Raw genomic sequence first — 14035 nt, 5'->3', positions numbered from 1 at the left:
AATGACCATGGCCGACGCAATTTTGTTACACGAAACTCACGATACATTCGGGCCAATCCGCGTGCTCGACTATGGAGATTCGCGCGTGCTCTCCTTCGGTGACAACGATGAACAAAGCAAAATCCTAAAAACCGCTCCCCATATTCCACAGCATACCTATGTACAGGGCATGATGCTGGTTCTGTTATTTTGTAAACCCAAAAGTGCGATAGTATTGGGTCTGGGTGGCGGTGCACTTATCCATGTGCTGCGCCGATTTGACGCAGCCATCAAGCTAACCGCAGTAGAGCTTCGTCCCACGGTTATCGAACTGGCCAAGCGTTACTTCCAACTCCCAATAGGTAAAAAGCTGAATGTTATCAATGATGATGCCCTCGTCTTTATGGCATCGGCCGAGCATAAAAAAGTCGATGTGATTTTTGCTGATATCTACAGCGCCAAAGGCGTTAACACCGGGCAACTCTCGGCGACCTTCCTTGAGCAATGTACTCAACGGATTAAACCCGATGGCTATTTAGTGCTGAACTGCTGGAAGGAACATAGCCAAAATCGCGAGTTACTCGCCGATTTGCAGCACCATTTTGCCCACGTACATGCCTGCCTCACCAGTGGCGGAAACTGGGTGATTTTTGCTAGCCAAATACCGCAATCACTTGGCGCCAGCGCACTTAAGAGCCAAGCCCAAAGCCTGTCACAACAATTGGATTTTGCCCTTGAGCGTTCACTAACACGTTTTGGCCCTTGGATTTAAGATTAATCTCAGTCAAATGGCGTAAATTAGTTAACCCTAAGACTCAGCTTTGCTATGCTTCTCACTCTCCACAGATATGAGTTGTCACCATGAAAAATAAGAATAAATTTTGTTAAGCGTTATGGCTCTGGCGTGCCTTAACTCTCTCAATGCTAACGCCGAAACCTTTAGTTTTGACACTCGTAATTCACTTAATTCAGATACCTTAGTACTATTCCAAAGTACTGATTCGACAACCTATAGTCTCGATTTTTTGCCCCAGTCGACTCAGGATCAACTCAATCTTGCGGTAGCTGATAATAGTTTTTCGGGTAAACGCGGTGAAATTTTAGAGATTTTAGTCCCGAGCGAAATCGACGCTAAGCGGGTATTACTGGTTGGGATTGGCGATGCTAAAACCCTAACACCTGGTGAAATCAATACCTTAGGTGGCAACATTGCCGCCAAACTTGAAACCGTGCCACAAGCCACGGTACGCGTGCTGACCCAAGGCCTCAGTAACGCACCTCTCTTTGGTTCAGAGCTCGCCCACGGCATTGAGCTGCGTAGCTACCGCTACACTCAATTTAAAACCAGCAATCGCGCCGAGAAGAACTATCAAATCGGCGTTGATGACTTAAGCAAAAACCAAAAACATCATAAGAATCTGCAAGCTATCGAAGCGGGTGTGTTTTTAGCGCGCGATCTTACCAATGCCCCAGCGGGAAACATGTATCCCGAAAGCTTTGCTAACGAGGCGCGTAAACTCAAAGCCCTCGGCGTAAAAGTCACAGTACTCGAAGCCAAAGATATTGAACGCTTAAACCTCGGCGCCTTAGCGGCCGTAGGTAAAGGCAGTGAGCGCCCACCTAAGCTGGTTGTCGCCCACTGGCCCGGCAGCAAAGAAGCACCTATCGCCCTCGTCGGTAAAGGTATTACTTTCGACTCTGGCGGCTACAACATTAAAGCAACAGGCACCTCCATCGCGCGGATGAAGTCCGATATGGCGGGCGCGGCAACTGTACTCGGCACAGTCAAGGCGATGGCGATTCAAAAGGCGCCAGTTAACCTTGTCGCCATTATGCCGATGGCTGAAAATATGGTGTCGGGCCATGCGATGATCCCAGGCGATGTGATTAAAACCGCCCAAGGCCTTACGGTTGAAGTGCTCAACACCGATGCCGAAGGCCGTTTAGTGCTCGCCGATGGTCTCTGGTATGCCCGTGAAAACTACCGCCCATCGGTCATCATTGATGTTGCCACCCTTACAGGCTCAAAAGTCAGTGCGCTAGGCACCGTTTATGCGGGGTTATTTACCGATTCAGAGCCGCTAGTGCAGCAACTCACCTTTGCGGGTCAACAGGTGGGTGAAAAAGTCTGGCGCTTGCCGTTAGATCAAGCCTACGACGACGAGCTAAAATCCACCATCGCCGACTTAAAGAATACCGGTAAAGAAGGCAGCGCGGGAGCATCTGCTGCCGCCATGTTCCTCAAACGGTTTGCGGGTGAGCAGCCTTGGGCTCACCTCGATATCGCTGGTAATGCCTTAACTGCCACCGATACCGCCGTTGTGCCCGCAGGTGCCACAGGCTATGGTGTGCGCCTGCTCAGCACGTGGTTAACCCAGCCTAAGGCGCAAAACTAGAACTTAGAACCTAGAACCTAGAACCTAGAACCTAGAACCTAGAACCTAGAACTTCAGTGGTTTGTTGCAACCGTTTTATGTTTAAAGGGATATCGTCGATATCCCTTTTTTATTGCCCTTCCCTAACGCTACATAACCAAATTAAACAATCGATTAGCCGCTAAGACACGCCAGTGCTGAAAAATCGATTAATCCATCATATCAAACCCAATGAATTCGACAAAATCGATTAGGATGATAGTTTTTATCCGTTATATTTATCGTCGTTAGGTCAGTAATATGCTTCTCATCGACGGGGGAACAAACTAATGCCCGTCACTAAATTCACCATAATCAACTAAATGGAAGCATAAAATGACTCAATCAATTATCAACAGCACCATCAAACCATTCAAAGCCACTGCTTACCACAATGGTGAGTTCGTGCCTGTAACAGAACAAGATCTGTTAGGTAAATGGTCAGTTGTATTCTTCTATCCAGCAGACTTCACTTTCGTTTGCCCAACTGAATTAGGCGACATGGCGGATCACTACGCTAAGTTACAATCTATGGGCGTTGAAGTTTACTCAGTTTCTACTGACACTCACTTCACTCACAAAGCATGGCACGATACTTCTGACACTATTAAGAAGATCAACTTCCCAATGCTGGCAGACCCTACTGGTGTGATCAGCCGTAACTTCGGTGTGATGATCGAAGAAGAAGGTTTAGCACTACGTGGTACTTTCGTGATCAACCCAGAAGGCCAAGTGAAAGTTGCTGAAATCCATGACTTAGGTATCGGCCGTAGCGCTCAAGAACTGGTTCGTAAGATCCAAGCGGCTCAATACGTTGCGACTCACGATGGTGAAGTTTGCCCAGCTAAATGGCAACCTGGTGACGAAACCTTAGCACCATCTTTAGACCTTGTTGGCAAAATCTAATCTCGCCTAAAGGTCAACCCCGCCAATCTGACTCCCCCCTGCATGAGTCAGATTGGCACCCCTCGCGTTTTTCAATATTTTTCAATTTTTACGCTGATTTGGAGTCATCATGTTAGATGCGAATTTAAAAAATCAACTGCAAACCTATCTGCAAAACCTCAAGAGACCAGTTGAACTTGTCGTGTCAGCAGATGAAAGCAAGAAGTCTCAAGAATTAAAAAGCTTAGCCAATGACATCGTTAGCCTTTCCTCTTTAGTGAGCCTCAAAGAAGCTCAAGGCCAACGCACGCCAGCGATGACAGTGGTAAACCCAGAACTCAATACTCAGATTAGCTTTGCTGGTCTGCCTATGGGTCACGAATTTACTTCACTCGTGTTAGCCCTGCTGCACACGGGTGGACACCCAATCAAACTCAGCGACGACATCATCGAGCAGATCCGTAATCTGCCCGGCAAATATGAGTTTGAAACCTATGTGTCACTCACCTGCCAAAACTGCCCTGATGTGATTCAGGCGCTGAATATGATGGCCGCGATCAACCCGAACATCACCAACGTGATGATCGACGGCGCCCTGTTCCAAGATGAAGTGGCGAACCGTAACATTATGGCCGTACCTTCTGTGTACTTAAACGGCGAAGTGTTTGCCGCGGGTCGTATCAGCATTGGTGAGATTTTAAATAAACTCGATACTGGCGCAGCCAGCCGTAAAGCGGAAGAACTTAGCCAAAAAGCCCCATACGAAGTCTTAGTCGTCGGTGGTGGCCCCGCTGGTGCTGCGGCAGCGATTTACGCCGCCCGTAAAGGTCTACGTACTGGAGTGGTGGCCGATAAATTCGGTGGCCAAGTCGCAGAAACTGTTGGTATCGAAAACTTTATATCGGTTAAAGCGACTGAAGGTCCAAAACTGGTGGCAAACCTTGAAGCCCATGTGCGTGACTACGAAGTCGATATCATGGATAACCAAAAAGCCGTTAAACTGGCGAGCGATGGCTTATTCGAACTCGAATTGGCAAGCGGCGCGAAACTGCGCAGCCGTACCATACTACTGGCAACCGGTGCCCGCTGGCGCGAAATGAACGTCCCCGGCGAGAAAGAATACCGCGGTAAAGGCGTAGCCTACTGCCCACACTGTGACGGCCCATTATTTAAAGGCAAACGTGTAGCGGTTATCGGTGGCGGTAACTCAGGTATCGAAGCGGCCATCGACTTAGCCAACATCGTTGAGCATGTCACAGTACTCGAGTTTGATAGCAAACTGCGCGCTGACGATGTATTGCAACGTAAAGCGGCCTCTATGGGTAACATCAAAATCATTACTCAGGCGATGACCACAGAAGTGACAGGCGATGGTACTCGGGTGAATGGCCTGAACTACACCGACCGTACAACGGGTGAAAGCCACCATATCGCGCTGGCAGGGATCTTCGTACAGATCGGTTTAGTGCCCAATGCCGAATGGTTAAAAGGCACTGTGGATTTGACTCCTCGCGGCGAAATCATCGTCGATGAGCGTGGCCAAACCTCTATCCCAGGCGTATTTGCCGCAGGTGACGTGACTAACTCACCTTACAAGCAAATCATCATCGCCATGGGTAGCGGTGCCAATGCCTCACTGGGTGCATTTGATTACTTAATTCGCCATAGCGATGACAGTACCGAAACCAAAACCACAGACACCAAAGCGGCTTAATCTTTAATAATTAACCGCCCAATAAAATAGCCAGCTTACGCTGGCTATTTTATTGATAAGGATTCTCAAACCGAATTTGCATTAGTGTTTCAGGATGATCCACAGCGCCAAAACCAAATTGCGCATAAAGTCCATGGGCATCGCGGGTGGCGAGCATTATGCGTCTTAATCCTTGCAGATCAGGATGTTCCATAATTGCTGCCATCATCATCTTACTTAAACCTAAGCCGCGGTGTGATTCGAGGACAAACACATCGGCAAGGTAGGCAAAGGTGGCTTTATCGGTAATCAGTCGCGCAAAGGCAAGCTGTTGATTATCCCTATCAAATACTCCAAAACATAAACTGTTGCTAAGCGCCTTTTGCAGCAGCGCAGCAGGCATGCCCTGCGCCCAATAACTGTTGGAAATAAAACCATGGATAACATCAAAATCCATTTCCGATAGCTCACTGCTGACTCGATATTCCATTTATCGCTCCAATATAGCGTTAAATACCGCTTAATCTAGGTATGTTTTGTACTCATAAATATCATCAACACCATGCCCAGCAACACCACTTTTGCCAATGAATACATGGCTCCAGCAAAGGAGCCACCACCGTGATAGCTAAAAGCAAGATGGCGATTGATCTCAAATCGAAAAGAGTTAGCCAAGTGGCGATAAGCAAGAAAATAAAATAATGAGGCAGCTGGCCAAATGCCGATAATCAAGGTTTGCCCCTGTGCCTTTGTAGTCAAGACCGCCGAAATCCAGGGAATACAAAGGCAAACCGCATATATCCAAGCAAAACGCTTAAGTAACTGGCGAATCTTTTTGTCTGATAATGACTTCAATCTAAAATTCCTTTTCACCTCTATTTGCCCGCTATCAGCGCGGATCACATCGGCTCGATTTGCTCGACCATCAACTGTAAGGTGAAATTCCCTCGATATTCGTTCACATCCAACTTATAGACGATACGCGCATGTTGAATCGTCGCATCGGGCCAAGTGTGTAAATCCACATTAAAGGCAATCGCATCTAACATCAGGGTACTACATGGGGTTTCAAGCACTAATTTAAGGTGGCGTTCTCCCACTATTCGCTGCTGGATAATCTTAAAATAACCATCGAATAATGGCTCCTCGAAGGACTGCCCCCAAGGTCCGGCATTACGCAGTAACTGGGCGATTTCGAGGGTAAGTTCCGTCGGAGTTAACTCGCCATCGGACCAAAGCTCGCCCGTCAGCTGCTCAGGCTTTAATAGTTCGCGCACTGCATCATCGTAGGCTTTGGCAAAGGTTGCAAAGCCACCGGACTTTAAGGTTAAACCTGCCGCCATTGCATGGCCGCCAAATTTACAAATCAGCCCCGGATGGCGGGAGTTAACTAACTCAAGCAGATCGCGCATATGCAAACCTTTGATGGAGCGCGCCGAGCCTTTAATTTCGCCATTACCCGCGTCGGCAAAGGCGATAACAGGTCTGTGGTATTTATCTTTAATTCGCGAGGCAAGAATACCGATAACCCCTTGGTGCCAATCCTCTTGAAAGAGGGCGATGCCCCATGGGAGCTGTTCTTCATTAAGCTTTAGATATTCAAGACTTTTCAGCGCCTCTTGCTGCATCCCCACCTCAAGCTCGCGTCGCTCTTGGTTGAGGCTATCGAGCTCTGCCGCCATCCGCCTTGCATACATGATGTCTTCGCACAGCAGGGTTTCGACCCCGAGCGCCATTTCATCCAGCCTGCCGGCGGCATTGAGCCTTGGCCCTACGGCAAAGCCAAAGTCCGAGGCGACAATCCGAGCTGGATTACGTTTTGCGACTTCAAGTAGAGCAGTAATGCCCACACGGCAACGGCCACTGCGTACCCGCTGCAATCCCGCCTCGACCAGAATACGATTGTTGGCATCGAGCGATACCACGTCGGCCACAGTGCCAAGGGCGACAATATCCAGCAGAGTGCCAAGGTTAGGCTCGGCAATACCGCGAGCTTGATACCAGTGACGAGCGCGCAGCTCTGCCCTTAGCGCCGTCATCAGATAAAAGGCGACCCCGACGCCAGCGATGGATTTACTGGCAAACTGACAACCGGGCTGATTGGGATTCACTATGGCATCGGCCGCCGGTAACTCATGGCCGGGTAAGTGATGGTCGGTGATCACCACCTGCATGCCAAAGGCCTTGGCGGCAGCTACGCCTTCAATGGAGGAAATACCGTTATCAACAGTAATAAGTAATTCTGCCTGTTTGGTTGCCGCCACGGCGACAATCTCAGGGCTCAGGCCATAACCGTAGTCAAAGCGATTGGGGATCAGATAATCGACTTTACTCGCGCCCATCATTCGTAGCGCGAGGATACACACACTTGTCGAGGTGGCGCCATCGGCATCAAAATCGCCAACGATCAGAATCGACTTATCAAGCTGCATCGCATCGGCAATCAACTTGGCGGCGTGATCTAAGCCCTTCATGGTATCGGGCCTTAACAAGCCTTTAAGTACCAGTTCACACTCGGCGGACATGACTCCACGGCGAGCATAGAGCTGTCTTAACAGCGGCGGAAGGTGAGCGGGTAAATGGCTATCATCAACAGTTGGACGACGGATTATTTTATGGATCAAGGGAACAAACTCTTAAACAATCATGGGGCTAAGATAACAAAAAGGTGAGCTTTAGGCTCACCTTTAATGGGATAAGTTTAGCCGAATTGCGACTATTGGCGCGCTTCTAAAGTACGTAATAAATCCGCAGGTGGTTGATATCCTGGGATCATATTGCCATCTTCTAACACGATAGCAGGCGTGCCGTTAACACCAAAGCTGGTACCTAATTCGTATTGTTCGGCGATTTTAGCATCACAGGTCGCGGCAGAGACTTTTTTACCCGCCTTGGCTTCTGTCATGGCTTTTAATGGATCCTTAGCACACCAAATGGCCTGCATTTCATCGGCATTGGCAGATGGCACACCCGCACGTGGGAAGGCTAAGTAACGCACGGTAATACCCAACTTGTTATACTCGGCCATTTGGCTATGTAACTTGCGGCAATAACCACAGCTCACATCGGTAAACACAGTTACAACGTGCTTTTCATCTTTCGCTTTATACACCAACATATGATCTTCAAGCGGTTTCATCATCGCCAGACGCGGACCAGCAAGCGCGGCTTCTGTCAGGTTTTTCATGCCTTTATCTAAATCATATAAATTCCCATGGAACATTTTTGAACCATCGCGGCTGATATAGAGCACGCCGCGATTAGTCATCGCTTGATATAAACCTTCGATGGGCGAATCCTGCATCGAAATCACTTCAACATCTAACATCTCGCTGAGTTTTTGCTTAATCGCAGCAGTGTCGGGAGTGGTCGCCGTTGCGGCGCTGGCCAGAGGCGCAACAACAAGCGCGAAAACTAAAGATAATGCTCGGGTCAACTTCATGGGACTTCCTATTAAGTAAATCGCTACAGCGAAATATGGGTCAGGTTAATAGACCCTGTATGGGGGCAAAAAGTTACAGACAAGCCAAATAGAATGCAAATTTATACTGTAACTAAATTCAACCATTCACCGTTTTGTGATCCATAAAGCCTATCCCCGTGGATGATGCTGCTGATGTAACTCTTGTAATCTCGCTCGGGCCACATGGGTATAGATTTGAGTTGTCGATAAGTCACTGTGACCTAAAAGTAATTGCACAACCCTAAGATCGGCGCCATGGTTTAGTAAATGGGTGGCGAAGGCATGACGCAAGGTATGGGGTGACAATTCAGTTTCAATTCCAGCTCGGCTCGCGTAGAGCTTAATACGATGCCAAAAGGTTTGCCGCGTCATCATCTGCGAGCGCTTTGAAGGGAACACCACGTCAGATTGAACATAGCCTAAGAGTTCATGCCGCGCCGAAGTTAAATAATGTTCTACGGCGGTTATTGCTACCTCACCCATTGGCACTAAACGCTCTTTACCGCCCTTACCCACAATCCGCACTAAGCCTTGGCGCAAGCTCATCTGCTCCATGGTTAATCCCACCAGCTCGCTCACCCGCAGTCCGGTGGCATATAACAACTCAAGCATAGCTTTATCGCGGCATTCAACGGGGTCGTCCACATTGGGCTCAGCCAGTAACCTATCAACCTGTGACTCGCTTAGAGAATCAGGTAAATGCCGACTTAACTTAGGCGATTCAATCAGTGCCATGGGATCGCCTGCAATCTGTTTGGTCTGCAATAAATAGGTGTAAAAACGCCGTAAACTACTCAGCAAACGTGCACTACTAGTGCGGGCAAATTGTTGCTCGACCCGATAAGCTAAGTAAGCACGAACGTCAGCTTGACCCACATCGCACAAACCCAATCCTTGGCTTTGGAGATAGCGATCAAAATGGCGTAAATCGGTGCGATAGGCACTCAAGGTATTATCACTTAAGCCCTTACTAGACCAAAGATCATCAAGAAATGCATCAATAAGCGGATCACACTGATAGGTTTTAGCCACGAAAACTCCATAAAAAACGGCGTATGGTAGATACGCCGTTGATATTAACTTAATTTCTCCGCGACTGGCAGTCGCCTTTATTTAGGCGGCAGTGACTGCTTTTGCACCGCCACCGCGAATCATTAAACACAGCACAATGACCACTAAGGTTGGCAATAACCACGCCATTCCCTCTTCATACAGCGGTAGGAGAGACAGGGTGGGAGACATACCACTGACCAGATCGATAAAGCTTTGCGCCGCTTCAGTCACGCCTTTACCGTCTTCACCCGTGAGGCTTTTTGCGGCAACCTTCATACCGTCAAAGATGCCAAATAGGAGTGCCACAGACAGGGTCGCACGGTGAGCAAACTGCGGACGAGGGAAATATTCAGTTAAAAAGGTTACCGCGACCAGTGCAATAGCCACAGGGTAAACCGTCATTAATACCGGAATGCTGATATTAATCAGTTGTGACAGCCCAACGTTCGCAATCACAGCACAGATAGCGCTTAATATAATCACCAGAAAACGATAAGACAGCTTTGGCATTAGCTCATTGAAAAACTCAGAACATGCACTCACTAATCCCACCGCCGTAGTTAAACAGGCTAGCGTTACCACTGCCGATAACAACACAGTGCCTAAATTGCCAAACTCACGGGTCACATAGTTAGTTAAAATTTCACCGCCATTTTTAGCACCTGCGGCAATATCACCCGCCGTGGCACCTAAAAAGAACAATGACACATAAACAAAGGCAAGACCGGCTGCGGCAATAAAGGCGGCGCGAATAAGGTACTTAGTCTGTGCGCTAGGCTGCTCGATGCCCTTTTTACGCAGCAGATCGATAATCAACATACCGAACATCAAAGATGCCAAAGTATCCATGGTGTTATAGCCTTCAAGGATACCTTTAGTCAGTGGATGGTTCTTGTAATCACCTACGGCCGCGCCAACATCAGAAGCGGGTAAAAACACCACAGACAAGGCTAAACCTACTAGTAATAACAATAGGATAGGGGTTAATACTTTACCGACGCTGTCGAGTAATTTCCCGGGGAACAATGCCAGCAGCATAGTCACAGTAAAGAAGCACAGGGTATAAATTAGTTGCGACAGATTAAGCGACAAACTGCCGAGCATAATGGTCGCACTAGTGTTGTCGATAAAGGGCTTAGCACCGATTTCATAGGCCACAAGACCCGTACGCGGCGCCGCAAACGCAGGCCCAATAATGATATAAATCGCGATGGCCAATGCGGTTGCCGCAAACACTGGTAGCATAGCCATAACCTTACCTTGAGCCTTAGCAACAGCAATGAGCCCGACTAAAGGTAAACCTACGGCAGTGATGAGAAAACCTAACATAGCAAGGGGCATATTCTCCCCGGCCAACATACCCGCAAAGGGTGGAAAAATTAAGTTACCCGCCCCCAAAAAAAACGCGAAGGTCATAAAACCTAAGCCTAATGTATCCCCGATACTCATCTGATTGTCTTGCACGGAAAGCCCCATCTTGTCTTATTGTTTTTAATAAACTTAAGTGATTATGTGTCGATTAGCCATAGCTAAAACAAAGCCCATCCGGAGTGCAAATCTATGTTTACACAATTCCGTGGTAAATATGTGCGATATCTGCTGAGTTTATAAACAAAAATGAACTAAAAATTGGCTTCACTGCCGATTTATTCACCTAAAAACCCGTTCACCTATCCGTTAATCATAAAATTGATTAAAAATGGGGGCGAAACTAATATCAGAATTTAAAAACCAATACAACAGACAAGATTGTTTTCACCTAAAAAAGCCCTTCAATGCTAATTAACTGCTAACAATGCGTTACCGGGGTAATAAATTAAACCGTTAATTAAGTGAACTTCGACTCAAAACAGCATAAAAAACAAAAAACTAGATCTAAATGGAAGAATGAACTTATTTGTATCAGGCACAAAAATCTTAGCGAATATGCGTTATGCCCTTTAAAATAACGCCAGCCCTTATGGGCGAAATCTTTATTATTCACTTAATGATGTAATTCCCATGGCATTTACCTTTAAACAATTCCACATTGACGACCTTAATTGCGGCATGCCCGTCAGCACCGACGGCGTGATATTAGGCGCATGGGCCCCCCTGTCACAGGCTAAGCATATTCTCGATATTGGTGCGGGAAGTGGATTGTTGAGTTTAATGGCGGCGCAGCGTAGCCAAGGACAAATCACCGCTGTCGAATTAGAAGAAAAAGCCGCAGCGGCCTGTAGATACAATATGACGCAAAGTCCGTGGGCGCAGCGCTGCGAGCTTATACATGGCGATATTCAGCACGTTTGCCAACAACCTGAGTATCAAGGGCATTTCGACCATATCATCTGTAACCCGCCCTACTTTGAGCATGGCCCCAAGGCGAACGAACAACATAGGGCGATGGCGCGCCACACTGACACCTTAGGCTTTACGCCCTTACTCGAGGCGATAAATCAGTGCCTGTCACTTGAGGGCTACGCCAGCCTTATTTTGCCCATTCAAAGCCTGACGCGCTTTAAGGCTTGCCTAGATCAGACTGAGCTTTATCTTGTACAGGAAGTGAGGGTTAGCAGTGTGGAGAATAAGGCCGCCAATCGCGTGTTACTGCTGTTGGCTAAGACTGCGCAGACTACAAGTCACGATGAACCTTGTCAGCACACAGAGCTCATTCTACGCGGGGAAGATGGCCGCTATACCGAGCAAATGATTGCCCTGACCAAAGATTTTTATCTAAAACTGTAATTCAAACGAGTGATAAGGCTCGCAGCAAGAGCCTTATCTTTTGTCGCTAATCTAATATCAGCTATCTACCCATTTATTTTTAATCTCTAGCACTTTATCTAAGTTATCGCTAAATAAGCGCACCAACTCAGGATCGAAATGCACCCCGCTCTGCTCCTGAATATAGTCCATGGTCTTCTCGACTGACCAAGCCTCTTTATAGGGGCGTTTACTGGTCAGGGCGTCAAACACATCGGCGAGGGCAACTATGCGTCCCTCTAAGGGAATGGCTTCGCCTTTCAATCCATTAGGATAACCAGTGCCGTTCCATTTCTCGTGGTGAGTTAAAGACACGGATTTCGCTAACCGCAGCAGCTCAGAATCCGCTTCACCGATAATCTCGGCGCCAATATGGGGATGGGTTTTCATAATGGCAAACTCTTCATCGGTCAACTTACCCGGTTTGAGCATAATACTATCGGGAATACCGATTTTACCTATGTCGTGCATGGGCGCCGCGTGTAATAAATCATCCGCCTGCGCCTCACTCAGGCCGTAGGCCAAGGCCAAAATTTTAGAATAATGGCTCATGCGCAGCACATGGGTACCGGTTTCATTATCTTTATATTCGGCGGCGCGACCTAAACGTTGGATCACTTGCAAGCGAGTGCGGCGCAATTCATCGGCCTGCACTAAGGATAAATGGGTTTTCACCCGCGCTTTGACTACGGTGGCCGAAATCGGCTTCACAATATAATCCACCCCGCCCACGGCAAAGCCCGCCGCTTCATCGTGCTCATCATTTAAGGCGGTGACAAAAATCACAGGGATCGACTGGGTCTCTGGGATATTTTTCAGCAACTGACAGACTTCTAGCCCCGTCATATTGGGCATCATAATATCGAGTAGGATCAGCGATGGCAGCTCAGTTTGCGCGAGGCGCAGGGCCTCTTCGCCACTTTTGGCAAAGATAAGATGGTAATCCTGATGTAAAACTTGCTTGAGCACCCGTAAGTTAACGGGCTCATCATCCACCAACAATAAGGTTTTTTTATGTTCAGATGCAGACTGCATTGCTACTCCTTATTCGCGGTGATAGTACGCCGTAACTCGGTCAATTCGTTATGGGCAATATCAAAATCAAAGTTGTCTAAGGCTTCGGTAATCATGGCCACATGAAGGCGCAGATGCTCATCAATACGAGCCGTGAGTACCTCAAGATCAGACTCTTCAAAACTATGGTGCGCAATCGATGCCAGCAAGGCATCGATATGCGCTAATAATTCTGCGGGATCGCTTGTCCCCATATGGACGGCGGCGGAGGCGCTGGCCGTTGGCATTGTGGTGCCCTCGATATAATCCCCAATCTCGACGAGGGAGTCGCTTACCTTAGCAACAATGGCCTCCATGGCTTCACGCGAAGGTGACTGAGCTTGCGCCAACTGCTCTAACTGTCCAAAGTGCGCCATCCACTGCAATAGACCCAAATTCCCACTGACGCCTTTCAAACTATGGCTTAGGAGCTTAATGGTCACAGTATCTTGGTCACTTATCGCCTGTTGTAGCGCTTGATTTTTCTCTGGCCATTGGGCAATAAACTTCATCAACTCTTTGATAAATTGCGGTTTAGAACCCCACAATTTCACGCCCTTGGCTTCATCGACTAATTGCGTGCTAGCAGGCTGCGAAGAGACAAACTCGGCCTGAGGCGGATTAAGCTGCAACACTCTGGCAATTTCCTGCGTCAACAGCACAAAATCGATGGGCTTATTGGCAAAGCCATCCATACCGGCTTGCTCGGCGGCGCTCTTATCTTGCTCTAGCACGTCTCGCGGTTAACGC

At 48.0% G+C, this 14035-nt stretch carries 12 protein-coding genes and 1 pseudogene; 5 read left to right on the top strand and 8 right to left on the bottom strand.

Annotated elements, in window-relative coordinates:
* The first annotated feature begins 7 nt into the window (after positions 1 to 7).
* The 4 genes and pseudogenes from SHEWPOL2_RS19455 to ahpF all read left to right on the top strand — a co-directional run bounded on the left by SHEWPOL2_RS19455 (position 8) and on the right by ahpF (position 4992).
* The gene (locus SHEWPOL2_RS19455; protein ID WP_050991411.1) at positions 8 to 751 is read left to right on the top strand and encodes a fused MFS/spermidine synthase; all 744 of its coding nucleotides are present in this window, start codon (positions 8 to 10) and stop codon (positions 749 to 751) included.
* Positions 752 to 840: 89 nt separating this feature from the next.
* Positions 841 to 2375, top strand: a pseudogene (locus SHEWPOL2_RS19450) (leucyl aminopeptidase).
* A gap of 354 nt (positions 2376 to 2729) precedes the next feature.
* On the top strand, positions 2730 to 3299 hold the full coding sequence (gene ahpC / locus SHEWPOL2_RS19445; protein WP_011621596.1) for an alkyl hydroperoxide reductase subunit C: 570 nt from the start codon (positions 2730 to 2732) through the stop codon (positions 3297 to 3299).
* Between the two features lie 109 nt (positions 3300 to 3408).
* Positions 3409 to 4992, top strand: a complete 1584-nt coding sequence (ahpF, locus tag SHEWPOL2_RS19440; RefSeq protein WP_037430841.1) for an alkyl hydroperoxide reductase subunit F — start codon at positions 3409 to 3411, stop codon at positions 4990 to 4992.
* Between the two features lie 49 nt (positions 4993 to 5041).
* Here ahpF and SHEWPOL2_RS19435 read toward each other — a convergent pair whose 3' ends face one another.
* The 6 genes from SHEWPOL2_RS19435 to brnQ form a co-directional block, all read right to left on the bottom strand.
* Positions 5042 to 5461: a GNAT family N-acetyltransferase gene (locus SHEWPOL2_RS19435; RefSeq protein WP_037430839.1), complete on the bottom strand. Its 420-nt coding sequence runs from the start codon at positions 5459 to 5461 to the stop codon at positions 5042 to 5044.
* 35 nt (positions 5462 to 5496) lie between these two features.
* Positions 5497 to 5874, bottom strand: a complete 378-nt coding sequence (locus SHEWPOL2_RS19430) for a hypothetical protein (protein ID WP_239642787.1) — start codon at positions 5872 to 5874, stop codon at positions 5497 to 5499.
* Positions 5871 to 7595: a single-stranded-DNA-specific exonuclease RecJ gene (gene recJ, locus SHEWPOL2_RS19425; RefSeq protein ID WP_037430834.1), complete on the bottom strand. Its 1725-nt coding sequence runs from the start codon at positions 7593 to 7595 to the stop codon at positions 5871 to 5873. Before recJ ends, SHEWPOL2_RS19430 begins: the two co-directional genes overlap by 4 nt.
* A gap of 92 nt (positions 7596 to 7687) precedes the next feature.
* Positions 7688 to 8413, bottom strand: a complete 726-nt coding sequence (gene dsbC, locus SHEWPOL2_RS19420; RefSeq protein WP_037414691.1) for a bifunctional protein-disulfide isomerase/oxidoreductase DsbC — start codon at positions 8411 to 8413, stop codon at positions 7688 to 7690.
* Positions 8414 to 8563: 150 nt separating this feature from the next.
* Positions 8564 to 9466 carry a site-specific tyrosine recombinase XerD gene (xerD, locus tag SHEWPOL2_RS19415; RefSeq protein ID WP_037430831.1) on the bottom strand — a complete coding sequence of 301 codons (903 nt, stop codon included), beginning with the start codon at positions 9464 to 9466 and terminating at the stop codon, positions 8564 to 8566.
* 81 nt (positions 9467 to 9547) lie between these two features.
* The gene (gene brnQ / locus SHEWPOL2_RS19410; RefSeq protein ID WP_037430829.1) at positions 9548 to 10963 is read right to left on the bottom strand and encodes a branched-chain amino acid transport system II carrier protein; all 1416 of its coding nucleotides are present in this window, start codon (positions 10961 to 10963) and stop codon (positions 9548 to 9550) included.
* 525 nt (positions 10964 to 11488) lie between these two features.
* Here brnQ and SHEWPOL2_RS19405 point away from each other — a divergent pair.
* Positions 11489 to 12214, top strand: coding sequence for a methyltransferase (locus SHEWPOL2_RS19405; protein WP_037430828.1), 726 nt, complete (start codon positions 11489 to 11491; stop codon positions 12212 to 12214).
* Positions 12215 to 12271: 57 nt separating this feature from the next.
* Here SHEWPOL2_RS19405 and SHEWPOL2_RS19400 read toward each other — a convergent pair whose 3' ends face one another.
* Together SHEWPOL2_RS19400 and SHEWPOL2_RS19395 are read right to left on the bottom strand one after the other, a co-directional pair.
* Positions 12272 to 13267: a two-component system response regulator gene (locus SHEWPOL2_RS19400; protein WP_037430827.1), complete on the bottom strand. Its 996-nt coding sequence runs from the start codon at positions 13265 to 13267 to the stop codon at positions 12272 to 12274.
* A 2-nt stretch (positions 13268 to 13269) separates the two neighbouring features.
* A complete protein-coding gene (locus SHEWPOL2_RS19395) occupies positions 13270 to 14019 on the bottom strand; it encodes an Hpt domain-containing protein (RefSeq protein WP_037430825.1) in 750 nt (249 codons plus the stop codon).
* Positions 14020 to 14035 lie beyond the last annotated feature (16 nt).

The sequence above is a fragment of the Shewanella sp. POL2 genome (assembly GCF_000282755.1).
Classification (GTDB): domain Bacteria; phylum Pseudomonadota; class Gammaproteobacteria; order Enterobacterales; family Shewanellaceae; genus Shewanella; species Shewanella xiamenensis.
The sequence above is the reverse complement of the archived record's forward strand: the minus strand, read 5'-3'. Positions and strand labels throughout refer to the sequence as shown.

What these genes read in the sequence shown, in the direction of transcription:
- ahpC (WP_011621596.1), top strand. Translation starts at nt 2,730, where the DNA reads ATGACTCAATCAATTATCAACAGCACCATCAAACCATTCAAAGCCACT.
- SHEWPOL2_RS19405 (WP_037430828.1), top strand. Translation starts at nt 11,489, where the DNA reads ATGGCATTTACCTTTAAACAATTCCACATTGACGACCTTAATTGCGGC.
- brnQ (WP_037430829.1), bottom strand. Translation starts at nt 10,963, where the DNA reads ATGGGGCTTTCCGTGCAAGACAATCAGATGAGTATCGGGGATACATTA.
- SHEWPOL2_RS19435 (WP_037430839.1), bottom strand. Translation starts at nt 5,461, where the DNA reads ATGGAATATCGAGTCAGCAGTGAGCTATCGGAAATGGATTTTGATGTT.
- SHEWPOL2_RS19455 (WP_050991411.1), top strand. Translation starts at nt 8, where the DNA reads ATGGCCGACGCAATTTTGTTACACGAAACTCACGATACATTCGGGCCA.
- ahpF (WP_037430841.1), top strand. Translation starts at nt 3,409, where the DNA reads ATGTTAGATGCGAATTTAAAAAATCAACTGCAAACCTATCTGCAAAAC.
- dsbC (WP_037414691.1), bottom strand. Translation starts at nt 8,413, where the DNA reads ATGAAGTTGACCCGAGCATTATCTTTAGTTTTCGCGCTTGTTGTTGCG.
- SHEWPOL2_RS19400 (WP_037430827.1), bottom strand. Translation starts at nt 13,267, where the DNA reads ATGCAGTCTGCATCTGAACATAAAAAAACCTTATTGTTGGTGGATGAT.